This window comes from Methylobacterium ajmalii (assembly GCF_016613415.1).
GTDB lineage: Bacteria > Pseudomonadota > Alphaproteobacteria > Rhizobiales > Beijerinckiaceae > Methylobacterium > Methylobacterium ajmalii.
In genome coordinates, this window is sequence record NZ_JACWCT010000037.1 from 1 (window position 1) to 14988 (window position 14988).

Here is a 14988-nt window from a genome sequence, read left to right on the forward strand (position 1 = left end):
CGCCGATCACCCGGCCAGGCGCCTCGCCGATCTGCTGCCTTGGAACTGGATGCCAACCAGTGAGGCCGAGCAGGCCGCCTGACCAGTGGATCCGTCACCGAGCGCTTACCTGGTGGCTCGCGGACGAGGCCGAGTTCGCGCAGGCTCACCAGCCGACCTAGGGGGCCGCGCAGGTCCGCGTCGCAGATCTCACGGTACTCGCTTGCGCGTGCTGGCCGGCGGTGGGCCATGATCCGATCCACCGAGCCATCGCCACGGCCGAGACCGCGGAGGCGGCCCATACCGCGGCGCTGTCTGGCCTCGACGAGACCGACGATGGGCAAGTGCGTCGCGCCAACGCCGCGGCCGATGCGAGTTCGGCGGCCTTCCAGACGCTGACCACTATCCTGCCGACCACGCGGGCCGGACTGTTCGCCCTGGCAGAGTTCTACGCCCGGGAGAGCGAGGAGTTCGAGCCGATGTGCGCGGGCGGACAGTACCTGCAGCACCTCGCGGCCGCTCTGCGCGGCAGTGATTCCACTGCCCTGATTTCGGGTCGCTTGCCGACAAAAGCTGCGTCAGATCAGCAGCTTGTATCCCTGATTCCGCAAGCGTCCGCACACGTCTCTTCATCGGCGAGGGCGCAGTGACGAACCGCCTCCCGATCGCCGCGCTTATCCTCGCCGAGGTCCACCCAGGCCAACCAGCTACCCCGAAGCCCGAGATTGCATCGCTCGGGCCGACTGACGTGCGGATCGTCGCCTGGGGCAACCTACTCGCGCCCGGGCTCCACGCCGGAGTGATCGCGGCGCTGTCGCTCAACCGCACCCACCCGCTGCACGCCTTCGCTCTGACCGGCGATGGCGCGCCGATCCACCCGTTGGCCCACGGCCGCAGCCGCGTGCCGCTCGAAATGCCGCTCATTGAGTGGCGAGGCCCCCGCCCCACCGCCTCGGCCACAGAACAAGAGGAGGGGTAGCGTGGAGCGGACGCAGATCCCCGGCGCGTGCCAGATCCTCGGCGTGTCCGCGCGGACCATTCAGCGCCTCGCCGTCGCCGGCCAGTTGCCGAGCGCCGTCAAAGTTGGTCGGGTGTGGACGTTCGACATCCAGGCGCTTCGGACCTGGCTGCGCGAACAGGAGGTAAAACCGTGCCAGCACATCGAAAGAAGGAAGCCCCAGAGGGCTGCTACTGGCGGGGCGAGGTCCTATGGGCCCGCTTCACCGTCGGAGGCAAAGAGTACCGTTTCAGCCTCAAGACAGGCGATCCGGCAGTTGCGCGAAATCGCGCGGCAGCAGAGCACGCCAAGATAGTGGCGGCCCATAGCTTCGGGGAGGACCGAAAGCTATGGGCCGACGCCGTGACTGCCTGGGGGCAGTACATGGTGAGCCAAGTCGGCGCCCGGACGTTCGATCGGTATACCAACTCCCTCGACATCATAGACGACCACCTGACCGGACTCCACGTCGATGAAGTGTCCGACGACACGGTGGCGGCCATCGTGCGGGCGCGCCGCGCGGCCGGCGTCTCGACGGCCACCATCCGGCGCGATCTGACCGCGCTGTCCAGCGTGCTCGGCTTCGCCGTCGATGAGAAGTGGCGGAAAGGCAATCCGGCGCTCGAGGCGATGCGCAGCCGGCGGCTGAAGGAGCGCCGCGACCCGATCGTGCTGCCGGAGGATCGCGATATCGAACGGGTGATCGCGCGGGCGCCCGGCCTCTTCGCGCACCTGATCCGGGCCGCGCTGCTGACGGGCTGCCGGCAGGACGAGCTCGTGACGCTGGAGCGACGGCACGTCGACCTTAGCCGGCGGGCAATCTCGGTCCTCGGCAAGGGCAACAAGCGGCGTGAGGTCGGCTTGACCGACGAGGCCGTCGCGCTGTTCGCGTCGATTCCGGTCAACCTGGCGACCCGAGCCGTCTTCTGGCACCCGGGGGCGAAGGGCCTGCCCGGCGGCCGCGCCCGGGAGGAGCCCGAGCCGGGCCCGTTCATCAACCCGGCCACGCGCTTCTCTTTAATATACGCGCAGCGTCGCAGCGGCCGAGGCGGAGGAGATCGCGAAGGCGGCCAAGCGCGGGAAGAAGCTCGAGCCCACCTTCCGGCGCTTCCGGTTCCACGACCTCCGGCACCGCTTCGCGGTCGATTACCTGCGGTCGGGGTGCGGCGGGATCTACACCCTGCAGCAGGAGATGGGCCACACGAGCATCAAGGTCACGGAGCTGTACCTGGCCTTCCTGACCCCCGAGGAGCAGGCGCGGGCGAAGGACATGCCTGCACAAAACACGGCACAGGTGCATCGGTTTCCCGGCTTGACCGGCGCCTAAAGCATTGTTACGGCTGCGGAATAGAAGACCGCCGCGGTTTCCGTCCATTGGTTTTGTAAACCGAAGGTCGGGAGTTCGATCCTCTCCACCGGCACCAGTTCCACCGGGCCGCCCGCGCGGTCCGTGCGTCGCGGAGGCCCCCGATGCCGTCCCTGCTCCGCTCCGCCTTCCCGCTGCTGCTCGCGCTGCTCGCGGGCCGGGCCGAGGCCGCCGACGAGCGGGGGCCTCATCAAAAGCCGGTGGCCGTCGTGGCCGATCGGAGCCTGGCCGTGGCGCCCGGCGCGCGGCTCCTCCTCTTCGCCTCCGACGATCTCGACGTCCCGCATCCCGAGGTGAGCCGGGCGGTGATCGTGCTGCACGGGCGGCTGCGCGACGCGGACGTCTACTACGCCTCCGCGCTCGCCGCCCGGGAGGCGGCCGGCCGGGCCGGGGACGGGGCGCTCCTCGTCGTGCCGCAATTCCTCAGCCAGACCGACTGGGCCGCGCATGCCCTCCCGCCGGACGTGCTGCACTGGACGCTCGAAGGCTGGCAGGGCGGGGACGACGCGCTCGGCCCCGCACCCCTGAGCTCCTTCGACGCCCTCGACGCGATCCTGGCCCGGCTCGCCGACCGGCGCCTGTTCCCGAACCTGTCGCGGATCGTCGTCGCCGGCCATTCCGGCGGCGGCCAGGTGGCGCAGCGCTACGCGATGCTGTCGCGGGAAGGCGACGCCCTGGCGGGGCGAGGCATCGCCGTGAGCTACGTCGTCGCCAATCCCAGCAGCTACGCCTACGTCACGCCCGGGCGGCCCGGCCCGACCGCGGATTGCCCCGGCTACGACCGCTGGAAGTACGGCCTGCAGGATCTGCCGCGCTATGCCGGCGGGGCCGCGCCGGCGGCCCTGGAGGCCGCCTACGTCGCCCGGCCGGTGACCTACCTGCTCGGCGGCCGGGACACCGACCCGCACCATCCCGCCCTCGACCGGAGCTGCATGGCCGAGACGCAGGGGCCGTTCCGGCTTGCCCGCGGCGAGGCCTACTGGGCCGCCCTGCGGGCCCGTCATCCCGACCTGCGCCAGCCGCTCCACGTCGTGCCGGGCGTCGGCCATGACGGCCGCCGGATGCTCGGCTCGGCCTGCGGCCTCGCGGCCCTATTCGACGCGCCGGGCTGCGAGTCCGGCGAGAACGCCGGCACGGATCCTGCCAGACCCCGCCCGATCGATCCCGCTGCCCCGGCCGGGGCGGCGCAGCCTCCACGGTAGCCCCACAGCATGAGCACGCTCCCCAAGGTCGCCTTCATCGGCACCGGCGGCACCCTGTCGTCGGTGGGCCGCGACAGCCTCGACATCCTCGACTACACCGCCACCGGCCGGCGCCTCGAGGCCGAGGAGATCCTGGCGAGGGTGCCGGAGACCCGTGCGGTGGCCGAGGTGGTGCCGGTGCGCTACCGGGCGGTGACGAGCCCGGGGATCGGCTTCTCCGACTGGCGCACCCTGGTGCGGCTCTGCGAGGAACTGGCGGGCGCGCACCCGGACCTCGCCGGCATCGTCATCGGGCACGGCACCGCCACCCTGGAGGAGACCGCCTACGCGCTCAGCCTCACCCTGACCGTCGACCTGCCGGTGGTGCTGGTCGGCTCGCAGCGGCCGATCAGCGCCCTGTCGAGCGATGCCGGTCTCAACCTCGTCGCGGCGTTGCGCACCGCGGCCGCCCCGGAATCCCGCGGGCGCGGCGTGCTGGTGGTGCTCAACGACGAGATTCAGGCCGCCCGCGAGGTGACCAAGACCTCGGTCACCCGGATGCAGACCTTCCGCAGCCCGGATTTCGGCGTGCTCGGCCAGGTCGACGGCGAGCACGTGCGCTACTACCGTCGATCGGAGCGCCGCCACGCCCCCGGAACGCCGTTCGACATCCGCACCCTCGACGCCCTGCCGCGGGTCGACATCTCCTACGCCTACGCGGATGCCGACGGCACGGCGGTGCGGGCCTTCGCGGCGGCCGGCGCCCGGGGCATCGTCTCGGCCGGGCTCGCCCCCGGCATGACCCCTCCGGCGGAGGCCGAAGCCCTCGCGGAGGCCGCGGCCGCCGGCATCGCCATCGTGCAATCGACCCGCGCCGGCAGTGGCGTCGTGCCCTCCACCGTGCGGCTCGCCTCCCACGGCATCGTCCCGGCCGACAACCTGACGGCGCAGAAGGCCCGCATCCTGCTCGCCCTCGCGCTCACGGTCACCCGCGATCCCGGCGCGCTGGCCGAGATCTTCGCGACCTACTGAGCCGGGGCACGCGGCGCCCACACGCTTCCACAAGGCCTTGATGCCGCAGCCGATTGCCAGGCCGTCGGGGGCTGCACTAGGCTCCCGGCGCCGAGCCCGGCGACTGCCCCCGCGGTCGGGCTGGCGGCAGGTCGGGCCGGCGCAGTCTGAACACCTCCGTCAGCGCCCGACCTGCTTGCGGGGCGCAAGAGGGAGGGCATCCGGGGAGTCCGCCGATGGTGCGCCTGAACGAGATCCGGGCCGGGGAGGTCGCCGTCGAGGCGCCCCTCGCGGCCGATGCCGGTCTCGTCTTCGTCGGCCGGATCCGTACGCCCTGGACCGACCGCCTCGGCTGCCCGCGCCAGGGCCGCCTCGACGGGCCGACCTGCCGGATCGAGGTGTTTGCGCCCTGGAGCGACGCCCTCGACGGCGTGGCGCTCTACGAGCGCTTGGAGATCCTGTACTGGCTCGACCGCTCGCGGCGCGACCTCGTGCGCCAGAGCCCGGCCAACGACGGCACGACCCGGGGCACCTTCTCGCTACGCTCGCCGGTGCGGCCGAACCCGATCGGCACCAGCATCGTCGCGCTGGTCGGGATCGAGCCCGGCATCCTGCACGTGCGCGGCCTCGACTGCCTCGACGGGACGCCGCTTCTCGACATCAAGCCCGACCGCAGCCTGTTCGTGCCACTGGCACCGCCCCAGGCCGGCGACGCGCAGGCGGGAGAGGCGTGATGCGGATCGGGCCGGCAGTCGCATTTCTCGCCGTCCTCACGGTTCTTCCGGCGGCGCCCGCCGCCGCGCAGGCCCCGGCCGACGCGGTACCGGCGGCCACCGGTCCGGCGAGCGCCGACGCCCTGCCGATGCAGGAGGTCGCCCCGGGCATCTTCGTCTACGCCGCGCCCTATGCCTTGGCCGGGCGGCGCAACGACGGCGCCATCGCCAATGTCGGCTTCGTGATCGGGCGCGACGCGGTGGCGGTGATCGATACCGGCGGAAGCCTGCGGGCGGGGCAGCGCCTGCTGGCCGCCCTGCGCCAGCGCACCGCGCTGCCGGTGCGCTACGTCGTCAACACACATGTCCACCCCGACCACGTGCTGGGCAACGCCGCCTTCGCGGGGGAGGGCACGACCTTCGTCGGCCATCACGCCCTGCCGGAGGCCCTGGCCGCCCGGGCGCAGGACTACCTGAAGGCCAATGCCGACCTCGTCGGCCCGGACTTCGCCGGCACCCGGATCGTGCCGCCGACCCTTCTCGTCTCGACGAGCCTCGATCTCGACCTCGGCGGCCGGGCGCTGCACCTCGAGGCCTGGCCGACCGCCCACACCAACAGCGACCTGACGGTGCGCGACCGGGAGACCGACACCTGGTTCCTCGGCGACCTCCTGTTCGTCGGCCACGTCCCGGCCCTCGACGGGCGCCTGTCGGGATGGATCGGGGTCCTGCGCCGCCTGCAGGCCGAGCCCGCCGCCCGGGTGGTGCCCGGTCACGGCCCCGCCTCGGTCGCCTGGCCCGCCGCCGCCGGCCCGATCGACCACTACCTCGCGGTGCTCGAGGCGCAGGTCCGGGCGATGGTGCGCGACGGCGTGCCCATCGACCGGGCAGGGGACGCCGCGCGCACGGAAGCGCAGCATTGGTCCCTATTCGACGACTTCAACGCCCGCAACGCCACGACTGCCTACCAAGAGCTCGAGTGGGAGTAAGGAGCAGTTAAACATCGGGATGCGTCCAACCGCGGCACTTCCGTTGATGTGCGAACGGCGAAGCCGGCTCAACGTTCATGCTGCGCGGCACAATACCTATGCTGCCCTGCAGCATGGAAGGTCTCATATACCTTAGTTATGAAATTCGCGCTCGGGTGTCGCAGGCCGAGGGGCGGTTGGCGTGTTGACGGCGCCCCGATTTCTCTTAGAGTTCCTTCAGCTTCGGCTTCAACGGCGCCGCCAGGGGAGGGGGCGCTCGGTTCGCAAACACGGCAGGGACCTCACCGGTCCCCTCGTGCCAGGATCTCTGGCGGCCGGTTGTGACACGCTGACGAGGCCAACGACATCCCCAAACGCAAACAACAGGAACCGGCCCGATTCGTCCCGTTGCGGATGTCGGGATCAATGCACCTGTCGGAGGAATCCATGAGAGCGGTCCATCTCCTTGCGGTGAGCGCGGGTATCCTCGGCGCCGTCCCGGCGCTGGCGAACGAAGACGTCCTGAAGCGCACGGCCAACCCGGCCGAGCAGGTTCTCCAGACCGTAGACTACGCCAATACGCGCTACTCGAAGCTCGACCAGATCAACGCCGGCAACGTCAACAAGCTGCAGGTGGCCTGGACCTTCTCGACCGGCGTGCTGCGCGGCCACGAGGGCTCGCCGCTGGTCGTCGGCGACGTGATGTACGTCCACACGCCGTTCCCGAACATCGTCTACGCGCTCGACCTCAACCAGGATGGCAAGATCCTGTGGAAGTACGAGCCGAAGCAGGATCCGAACGTGATCCCGGTGATGTGCTGCGACACGGTCAACCGCGGCCTCGCCTATGCCGACGGCGCGATCTTCCTGCACCAGGCCGACACCACCATCGTGTCGCTCGACGCCAAGAGCGGCAAGGTGAACTGGTCGGTCCAGAACGGCGACCCGAAGATCGGCGAGACCAACACCGCCACCGTGCTGCCGGTGAAGGACAAGCTGATCGTCGGCATCGCGGGCGCCGAGTACGGCATCCGCGGCCACATCACCGCCTACGACCTCAAGACCGGCAAGCAGGCCTGGCGCGCCTACAACCTCGGCCCGGACGCCGAGATGAAGATCGACCCGGAGAAGACCACCGAGCTCGGCAAGCCGGTCGGCAAGGACTCGTCGATCAAGACCTGGGAAGGCGACCAGTGGAAGACCGGCGGCGCCTCGACCTGGGGCTGGTACTCCTACGATCCCAAGCTGAACCTTGTCTATTACGGCACCGGCAACCCCTCGACCTGGAACCCGAAGCAGCGCCCGGGCGACAACAAGTGGTCGATGACGATCTTCGCGCGTGACGCCGACACCGGCGTGGCGAAGTGGGTCTACCAGATGACCCCCCACGACGAGTGGGATTACGACGGCATCAACGAGATGATCCTCACGGATCAGAAGATCGGCGACAAGGAGCGGCCGCTCCTGACCCACTTCGATCGTAACGGCTTCGGCTACACCCTCGATCGCGCCACCGGCGAGCTGCTCGTCGCCGAGAAGTACGATCCGGCGGTGAACTGGGCCACCAAGGTCGACCAGGACAAGTCCTCGAAGACCTACGGCCGTCCGCTCGTCGTCGCCAAGTACTCGACCGACCAGAACGGCGAGGACACCAACTCGAAGGGCATCTGCCCGGCGGCGCTCGGTTCCAAGGACCAGCAGCCGGCGGCCTACTCGCCCAAGACCAACCTGTTCTACGTGCCGACCAACCACGTCTGCATGGACTACGAGCCGTTCCGGGTGAGCTACACCCCGGGCCAGCCCTATGTCGGTGCGACCCTGTCGATGTACCCGGCGCCCAACAGCCACGGCGGCATGGGCAACTTCATCGCCTGGGACGGCACGGCCGGCAAGATCAAGTGGTCCAACCCCGAGCAGTTCTCGGTGTGGTCGGGTGCGCTCGCCACCGCGGGTGACGTGGTGTTCTACGGCACGCTCGAGGGCTACCTGAAGGCGGTCGATTCCAAGACCGGCAAGGAACTGTACAAGTTCAAGACCCCGTCGGGCATCATCGGCAACGTGATGACCTTCCAGCACAAGGGCAAGCAGAACATCGCCGTCCTGTCGGGCGTCGGTGGCTGGGCCGGCATCGGCCTCGCGGCCGGCCTGACCGACCCGAATGCCGGCCTCGGCGCGGTCGGCGGCTACGCCGCCCTGTCGAGCTACACCAACCTCGGCGGCCAGCTGACGGTCTTCAACCTGCCGAACTGATCCCCGGCACGGGCGGGCGCGCGGCGCGCGCCCGCACATCAGACCTAAGTCCGGGCCGGCGCGGGTATCCGCGCCGGCCTCCTTATGATTAGATTATCATCAGAATCGCGAAACGCCGAACTGCGCGGCGGCGGTTCAATGATATCAGGGAGAAGCGTCCTTTGCGTCACCTCAGCAAAGTTGTCCTGCGGCCGCTCGCGGCCGGCCTCGCCCTAGCAGCCGTCAGCACGGCTGCCGTACATGCTGAGGATGCCAAGAAAGCCGATGCGAAGCCGGATCCGGCGCTGGCCAACCAACTCAACCCCAACGACAAGACCGCCGAGCCCGACGAGAAGCTGCTCGCCAAGGACGCCGCCGTGAAGGTGGAGGACGGCAAGTACACCGACGCCTCGGGCAGCCCGACCTTCCACGTGACCGACAACGGCAAGAAGGTCGACTGGTACAGCTATTCCGGCTACCGCCGCTACCACGCCGAGTGCCACGTCTGCCACGGCCCGGACGGCATGGGCTCGACCTACGCCCCGGCGCTCAAGGACTCGCTGAAGTATCTCTCCTACGAGGAGTTCGTCGGCATCGTCGTCGGCGGCAAGCAGGACGTGAACTCGTCGACCCAGAAGGTGATGCCGGCCTTCGGCGACAACAAGAACGTCACCTGCTACATGGACGACCTCTACGTCTACCTGAAGGCCCGCGCCGCCGGCGCGATGGGCCGGATTCGTCCGAACGAGAAGGAAGACAAGCCGGACGCGGCGCGCAAGCAGGAGAAGGAGTGCCTCGGCGGCTGATGACGCGGGCCCTTTTCCTGGCGGCCGGCCTCGCGCTGGCCCTCGCGGGTCCGGCGCGGGCGCAGTCCCTGCCGGACCTCGTCACCACGGACGCCCTGCGGGTCTGTGCCGATCCCGGCAACATGCCGTTCTCCGAGCGCCAGGGCGACGGGTTCGAGAACCGCATCGCGGCGATCCTCGCCGACGAGCTGAAGGTGAAGCTCCGGTACTACTGGCTCACCCAGGGCCCGGGCTTCGTGCGCAACACCCTCGGGGCCGGCCTGTGCGACGTCATCGTCGGCTCGGCCTTCGGCACCGAGCTCGTCCAGAGCACCAACCCCTACTACCGCTCGACCTACGTGCTGGTGTCGCGTCCCGGCACCTTCCCGGGCCTGACCGGGCTCGACGACGAGCGCCTGAAGGGTAAGCCGATCGGCGTGATCGTCGGCACGCCCCCGGTCGAGCGCATGGGGGCGGTCGGCCTAGTGCCGACGATGAAGCCCTACCCGCCCTACCAGTTCGACCCCTCGCGCAAGCACCAGACCGTCTCGGCCGAGATCGTCGCCGACGTGGCCTCGGGCAAGCTGGACGCCGCGGTGCTGTGGGGGCCCGCCGCCGGCTGGCTCGCCAAGGAAACCAACAAGCAGGCCGGTGGCCTCGACGTGGTGCCGCTGCTGCGCGAGCCCGATCGGCCGCCGCTCGCCTACCGCATCGCCATGGGGGTGCGCCACGGCGAGAACGAATGGAAGCGGGTCCTCAACACCGCGCTCCGCAAACGCCGCGCCGAGATCGAGGCCGTGCTGCGCGACTACGGCGTGCCGCTCCTCGACGAGGAAGAGAGCAAGCTGCTGCCGGCGGACGCCAAGCCGTGAGGCGTGCCCTCGCGGCGGGTCTCGCGGCGCTCCTGCTCGCGGCGCCCGCCGCCCGCGCCGCGCCGCCGCAGCCCGACGGCTACCGCCTCGAGGATTTCCGCAGCCCGACGCCCGCGGCGCTGACGGGCGCCGAGACGGTGACCACCGCGCGGGCCGAGCGGCTCTGGCGGGCCGGCGCCGCGTTCGTCGACGTGCTGCCGCGCCCGCCGCGGCCCACCACGCTGCCCCCCGGCACGATCTGGCGCGACGCGCCGCACGACAGCATCCCCCATGCCCGGTGGCTGCCCAATACCGGCTTCGGCGAGCTGGCACCGCAGACGGAGGCCTACTTCCGGCACGGCCTGTCGGCCGCCACCGGCGGCGATCCGGACAAGCCCGTGGTGCTGTTCTGCCAGCGGAATTGCTGGATGTCGTGGAACGCCGCCAAGCGGGCGCTCGCCCTCGGCTACCGCCACGTCCACTGGTACCCGGACGGGACCGATGGCTGGGGCGAGGCCGGCCTGCCCTTCGCCCGGGCCGAGCCGGCAGGGCCCTGACGCGAGCCCGTCGGTTGTGTCATGGAACGCCCGATCCACGTCCGGGAGACCGACCATGACCGTCGAGCGCGTCGCCATCGTCACCGCCGGGGGCAGCGGCATGGGGGCCGCCGCGGCCCGCAAGCTCGCAACCGACGGGTTCCGGATCGCGATCCTGTCCTCCTCGGGCCGGGGCAAGGCCCTGGCGGAAGAACTCGGCGGGGTCGGGATCACGGGCTCGAACCGCTCGCCGGAGGATCTCGCCCGCCTCGTCGACCGCACGATGGAGCGGTGGGGGAGGGTCGACGTCCTCGTCAACAGCGCCGGCCACGGGCCCAAGGGGCCGCTCCTCGACCTCACCGATGAGGACTGGACCCGGGGGATGGAGGTCTACTTCCTCAACGTGGTGCGGCCGACCCGCCTCGTCACGCCGATCATGCAGCGCCAGGGCGGCGGCGCGATCATCAACATCTCGACCTTCGCGGCCTTCGAGCCGGAGCAGGCGTTCCCGACCTCCGGCGTCTTCCGCTCGGGGCTCGCCGCCTTCACCAAGCTGTTCGCCGACCGCTACGCCGCCGACAACATCCGCATGAACAACGTCCTGCCGGGCTTCGTCGACAGCCTGCCGGAGAAGCCGGGCATCCGCGAGCGCATCCCGCTCGGCCGCTACGGCAGCGCCGACGAGATCGCCGCCGTCGTCGCGTTCCTGGCCTCGCCGGGCGCGGGCTACATCACCGGGCAGAACCTGCGGGTGGACGGCGGCATCACCCGGTCGGTGTGAGGCGGAAGGGCGCTAGAGAGCTTCACGATCGCGTTGCAATCGCGAAGCTCTCTAACTCTTTGTTTTGTCGCATTTTCTCCGACGAACCGGTTTCCACTTCGTCGGAAAATGCTCTAAGCCGCGCCCGCGACCGGCTCGATCCCGCTGCGGTCGAGCCGGGCCAGCGCCTCGGAGACGGTCTCGCCGCCGGTCACGAGGTCGGGGGCGATCTCGGCGAGCGGCACCAGCACGAAGGCGCGCTCGCGCAGGAAGCGGTGGGGCAGCACCAGGCGCTCGTCGGAGACGGTCGCGCCGGCATAGTGCAGCACGTCGATGTCGATCGCCCGCGGGCCCCAGCGGCGCTCGCGCACCCGGCCGAGCCGCGCCTCGATCGACAGGCAGGCTTCCAGCAGGGCGTGGGGCGGGAGCGTGGTCACGATCCCGAGCGCGCCGTTGAGGAACCAGTCCTGGTCGGTGTCGCCCCAGGGCGGGGTGCGGTAGTTGCGCGAGCGCGCCGTGACGGCGATGCCCGGCGTCGCGGCCAGCGCCGCCACCGCGGCATCGAGCATCGCGGCCTTGTCGCCGAGGTTGCTGCCGAGCCCCAGATAGGCCTCGGCCGAATTCTCCTCAGGCATGCCGGGTCCTCGTGATCTCGACCGCGACCCCGTCGAGGACGAGGGGCACCGGGGCGCTCGGCTTGTCGATCCGCACCGTCAGCGCGTCGAGCTGGGGGAAGGCGGCCAGCGCCTCCGCGCAGATCGTCTCGGCCAGGGCCTCGATCAGCCGGAAGCGGCGCTCAGTGGCGATGCGATGGGCGAGGCCCGCGAGGTCGGCGTAGCTCACCGTGGCGCCGATCTCGTCGCTGCGGCCAGCCTCGCCGAGATCGAGCCGGGCCTCCAGGGAAAGGTAGAAGCGCTGGCCGAGGGTTTCCTCCTCCGGCAGCACGCCGTGGCGGGCGAAGACCGCGAGGCGGTGGATCAGGATGCGGTCCCGGGATTCAGGCACGATGTCAGGCTCCTGCGCGGGAGGCGGGACGCGTGATCGCGTCGACGACCTGGCAGGCCTCGACATGCGGGCGCACGTCGTGGACCCGGACGATGTCGGCCCCGAGCGTGGCGGCCGCGACGTGGGCGGCGATCGAGCCGAACAGGCGGTCGGCGGGCGCGGTCGCGGCGTTATGGATGCGCCCGAGCACCGACTTGCGCGACACGCCGACGAGGAGAGGAAAGCCGAGCGCCCGGAGTTCGGGCAGGCGCCGCAGGGCCTCGAGATGCTGCTCCCAGCTCTTGCCGAAGCCGACGCCCGGATCGAGCACGATGTCGCGCTCGGAGATGCCGGCCTGCCGGGCGATGGTCAGCGAGCGCTCGAAGAAGGCCCGCATCTCGTCCATGATGTCGAGGCTCGCATCGATGGTCTCGCGGTTGTGCATCACCACCACCGGAGCGCCGTGATGGGCTGCCACCCGGGCGATCTCGGGGTCGCGCTGCAGGCCCCAGACGTCGTTGACGATGCGAGCGCCGGCCTTCAGCGCCACGTCGGCGGTCGAGGCCTTGTAGGTGTCGATCGAGATCGGGACGGGGAGGGTGGGGGCGAGGGCCCGGATCGCCGGAAGCACCCGGGCCTGCTCCTCGTCGGCCGGGACCGGGACGTGGCCGGGCCTTGTCGATTCGCCGCCGATGTCGAGAAGCGCCGCCCCTTCCGCCACCAGTCGGGCGGCCTGCTCCCGCGCGGCGTCGAGATCCTGGAAACGGCCGCCGTCGGAAAACGAATCGGGGGTGACGTTCAGGATGCCCATCACCAGGGTGCGGCGGCCGAGATCCGGCAGCAGGGCGGCGAGTGCGGTCAAGGGCATTGTCCTCGGGCGGGAGACCGGCCCGGGATAGGCCGGCCCGGGCGCGGGCGCAACGGCGCCGGAGCGATCACCCTTCGGTGAGGGTCGGCCGGAAACGGTGCGCCGCCAGGCACTTATCCTGGCGCCGGCGCGGGCGGCCCGCTACATTAGTCGAAGCATTTGATTCACGTGCGAGAGAAGCCCGCCAGGGCCCCGCCGCCGGAGGGAACGCCATGAGGAACAGCAAGACAGCGAGGCTGGTGCCGGCCCTGGTCGTCGCGGCGGCCTTCGCCGGGCCGGCGCGGGCGGAATCGGGCGTGACGCCGACGAACGCCGTGGCCGCGCAGACGAGCCCCCCGCCGGCGCCGCCACGGCCCTCGCCGCTGCAGGATGACCGGCCCGAGACCACGTGGCAGGAATTGCGCACGAGCGTGACCGGCGACAAGCCGCTCGGCGACGGCAGCGGGCTCGTCACCCTGGAGGCGCCCAAGCGCGCCGAGGACGCCGCCATCGTGCCGGTCACCCTGCGGATCGCGGTGCCCGAGGGCGACTCGCGGCGGGTGAAGGCCCTGACCCTGGTGGTGGACGACAATCCTTCGCCGGTGGTCGGCACGTTCCGGTTCGCCGAGGGCCAGCGCCGCTTCAATCTCTCGACCCGGATCCGGGTGAACTCCTACTCCTACGTCCGCGCCATCGCCGAGACCGAGGACGGCGCGCTCCTGATGACCCGCGTCTTCGTCAAGGCGTCGGGCGGCTGCTCGGCCCCCGCGCTCAAGGACCCGGTGGCCTCCACCGCCAATCTCGGCGAGATGCGGTTCCGCAGCTTCGCCGAGCGCGGCGAGGCCCAGGTGCAGGTCCGCCACCCGAACTATTCCGGCCTGCAGATGGACCAGCTGACCCGGACCTACACCCCGGCCTGGTTCGTCGAGAACATGACCGTGCGCCAGGGCGACAAGCCGGTCTTCACCATGACGGGCGGCATCTCGATCAGCGAGGACCCGACCTTCCGGTTCTCCTTCGCGGGCAATACCGAGCCGGTGACGGTCACCGCCAAGGACACCGAGGGGCGCGTCTTCACCCAGAGCTTCCCGGCGGCCAACGGGACCTGACGGCGCATACGGTATCGGGGAGCGGTCCGGGATGAAGCTGGGTTACGTGATCCTGTACGTGCCGGACGTGGCGGCGAGCGTCGCGTTCTACGGGCGGGCCTTCGGGCTCGCGCCGCGCTTCGTCCACGATAGCGGGCAATATGCCGAGCTCGAGACCGGCGGGACGGCGTTGGCCTTCGCGGAGGAGGGGTTCGTCGGCGAGACCTGCCCGGGCTTCCGCCTCAACCGGCGGAGCGAGGCGCCGGCGGGCTTCGAAGTCGGCCTCGTCGCCGAGGACGTCGCGGCGGCCTTCGCCCGGGCGGTGGCGGCCGGCGCCCTGCCGGTCGCCGCGCCGGTGACGAAGCCCTGGGGACAGACCGTCGCCTATGTGCGCGACGGCGATGGCGTGCTGGTGGAACTGTGCAGCGCGTTCGGCGGCTGACGCCGTCCTACCTCTAGGCGGTGTGGACAGTTACCGCAGCCACATGACAATAGCCGCGATGGTGACCATGGCGGCGTAGTTGCGGGCTGTCTTCTCGTAGCGTGTCGCGACGCGCCGAAACTGTTTGAGCTTGGCAAAACAGCACTCGATCAGGTGACGCTCCTTATAGAGGGCTGTGTCGAACTCATACTTCTTGGATCGCGAGGGATTGTTCGGGATCACGGCCGTCGCGCCCTTGCCAGCAATGGCCT

The 14988-nt window shown here is 70.5% G+C and carries 18 protein-coding genes and 1 pseudogene; 15 read left to right on the forward strand and 4 right to left on the reverse strand.

What is annotated here, in order from left to right; all coding sequences use genetic code 11:
* The first annotated feature begins 221 nt into the window (after positions 1-221).
* The 13 genes and pseudogenes from HPY23_RS06875 (at position 222) to HPY23_RS06935 (ending at position 11397) form a co-directional block, all read left to right on the forward strand.
* The gene (locus HPY23_RS06875; protein ID WP_200602189.1) at positions 222-629 is read left to right on the forward strand and encodes a hypothetical protein; all 408 of its coding nucleotides are present in this window, start codon (positions 222-224) and stop codon (positions 627-629) included.
* Entirely contained in the window at positions 626-958 is a 333-nt protein-coding gene (locus HPY23_RS06880; protein WP_175540098.1) for a DUF1643 domain-containing protein, read from the forward strand. Before HPY23_RS06875 ends, HPY23_RS06880 begins: the two co-directional genes overlap by 4 nt.
* Positions 840-1106, forward strand: a pseudogene (locus HPY23_RS34215) (helix-turn-helix domain-containing protein); the annotation flags it as partial. The gene HPY23_RS06880 and the pseudogene HPY23_RS34215, both read left to right, overlap by 119 nt.
* A 23-nt stretch (positions 1107-1129) precedes the next feature.
* A complete protein-coding gene (locus HPY23_RS34220; protein WP_244537689.1) occupies positions 1130-2362 on the forward strand; it encodes a tyrosine-type recombinase/integrase in 1233 nt (410 codons plus the stop codon).
* An 84-nt stretch (positions 2363-2446) separates the two neighbouring features.
* Positions 2447-3544, forward strand: coding sequence for an alpha/beta hydrolase (locus HPY23_RS06895; protein WP_236013059.1), 1098 nt, complete (start codon positions 2447-2449; stop codon positions 3542-3544).
* Between the two features lie 9 nt (positions 3545-3553).
* Positions 3554-4555, forward strand: a complete 1002-nt coding sequence (locus HPY23_RS06900; RefSeq protein ID WP_091891657.1) for an asparaginase — start codon at positions 3554-3556, stop codon at positions 4553-4555.
* 215 nt (positions 4556-4770) lie between these two features.
* Entirely contained in the window at positions 4771-5268 is a 498-nt protein-coding gene (tsaA, locus tag HPY23_RS06905) for a tRNA (N6-threonylcarbamoyladenosine(37)-N6)-methyltransferase TrmO (RefSeq protein WP_091891654.1), read from the forward strand.
* Positions 5268-6236: a quinoprotein relay system zinc metallohydrolase 2 gene (locus HPY23_RS06910; RefSeq protein WP_091891651.1), complete on the forward strand. Its 969-nt coding sequence runs from the start codon at positions 5268-5270 to the stop codon at positions 6234-6236. Before tsaA ends, HPY23_RS06910 begins: the two co-directional genes overlap by 1 nt.
* Positions 6237-6662: 426 nt before the next feature.
* Positions 6663-8465: a lanthanide-dependent methanol dehydrogenase XoxF5 gene (gene xoxF5 / locus HPY23_RS06915; RefSeq protein WP_060849207.1), complete on the forward strand. Its 1803-nt coding sequence runs from the start codon at positions 6663-6665 to the stop codon at positions 8463-8465.
* 161 nt (positions 8466-8626) lie between these two features.
* On the forward strand, positions 8627-9250 hold the full coding sequence (locus tag HPY23_RS06920) for a c-type cytochrome, methanol metabolism-related (protein ID WP_060845947.1): 624 nt from the start codon (positions 8627-8629) through the stop codon (positions 9248-9250).
* A complete protein-coding gene (gene xoxJ / locus HPY23_RS06925; protein ID WP_091891648.1) occupies positions 9250-10101 on the forward strand; it encodes a rare earth element methanol dehydrogenase accessory protein XoxJ in 852 nt (283 codons plus the stop codon). Before HPY23_RS06920 ends, xoxJ begins: the two co-directional genes overlap by 1 nt.
* Positions 10098-10637, forward strand: coding sequence for a PQQ-dependent catabolism-associated CXXCW motif protein (locus HPY23_RS06930; RefSeq protein WP_091891644.1), 540 nt, complete (start codon positions 10098-10100; stop codon positions 10635-10637). The genes xoxJ and HPY23_RS06930 overlap by 4 nt, the downstream gene beginning before the upstream one ends.
* Positions 10638-10692: 55 nt before the next feature.
* A complete protein-coding gene (locus tag HPY23_RS06935; RefSeq protein ID WP_091891641.1) occupies positions 10693-11397 on the forward strand; it encodes an SDR family oxidoreductase in 705 nt (234 codons plus the stop codon).
* 113 nt (positions 11398-11510) lie between these two features.
* On the opposite strand, the gene folK is transcribed toward HPY23_RS06935, so the two are convergent.
* Genes folK through folP form a run of 3 tightly spaced genes read right to left on the reverse strand, consistent with a single transcriptional unit; the run spans position 11511 to position 13228 of the window.
* Positions 11511-12011, reverse strand: coding sequence for a 2-amino-4-hydroxy-6-hydroxymethyldihydropteridine diphosphokinase (gene folK / locus HPY23_RS06940; RefSeq protein ID WP_060845951.1), 501 nt, complete (start codon positions 12009-12011; stop codon positions 11511-11513).
* The gene (gene folB, locus HPY23_RS06945; protein ID WP_060845952.1) at positions 12004-12381 is read right to left on the reverse strand and encodes a dihydroneopterin aldolase; all 378 of its coding nucleotides are present in this window, start codon (positions 12379-12381) and stop codon (positions 12004-12006) included. The genes folK and folB overlap by 8 nt, the downstream gene beginning before the upstream one ends.
* A 4-nt stretch (positions 12382-12385) precedes the next feature.
* Positions 12386-13228 (reverse strand): dihydropteroate synthase, encoded by an 843-nt coding sequence (folP, locus tag HPY23_RS06950; protein ID WP_091891635.1) that lies wholly within the window; start codon positions 13226-13228, stop codon positions 12386-12388.
* A gap of 212 nt (positions 13229-13440) precedes the next feature.
* On the opposite strand from folP, the gene HPY23_RS06955 reads away from it, so the two are divergent.
* Together HPY23_RS06955 and HPY23_RS06960 are read left to right on the forward strand one after the other, a co-directional pair.
* Complete coding sequence (locus HPY23_RS06955; protein WP_091891632.1) at positions 13441-14316, forward strand: quinoprotein dehydrogenase-associated SoxYZ-like carrier; 876 nt, start codon at positions 13441-13443, stop codon at positions 14314-14316.
* Positions 14317-14347: 31 nt separating this feature from the next.
* Positions 14348-14737 (forward strand): VOC family protein, encoded by a 390-nt coding sequence (locus tag HPY23_RS06960; RefSeq protein WP_091891629.1) that lies wholly within the window; start codon positions 14348-14350, stop codon positions 14735-14737.
* A 30-nt stretch (positions 14738-14767) separates the two neighbouring features.
* Here the strand turns inward: HPY23_RS06960 and HPY23_RS06965 are convergent.
* Positions 14768-14988: transposase (locus HPY23_RS06965; RefSeq protein ID WP_200649584.1), on the reverse strand; the 221-nt coding region annotated here is incomplete at its 5' end.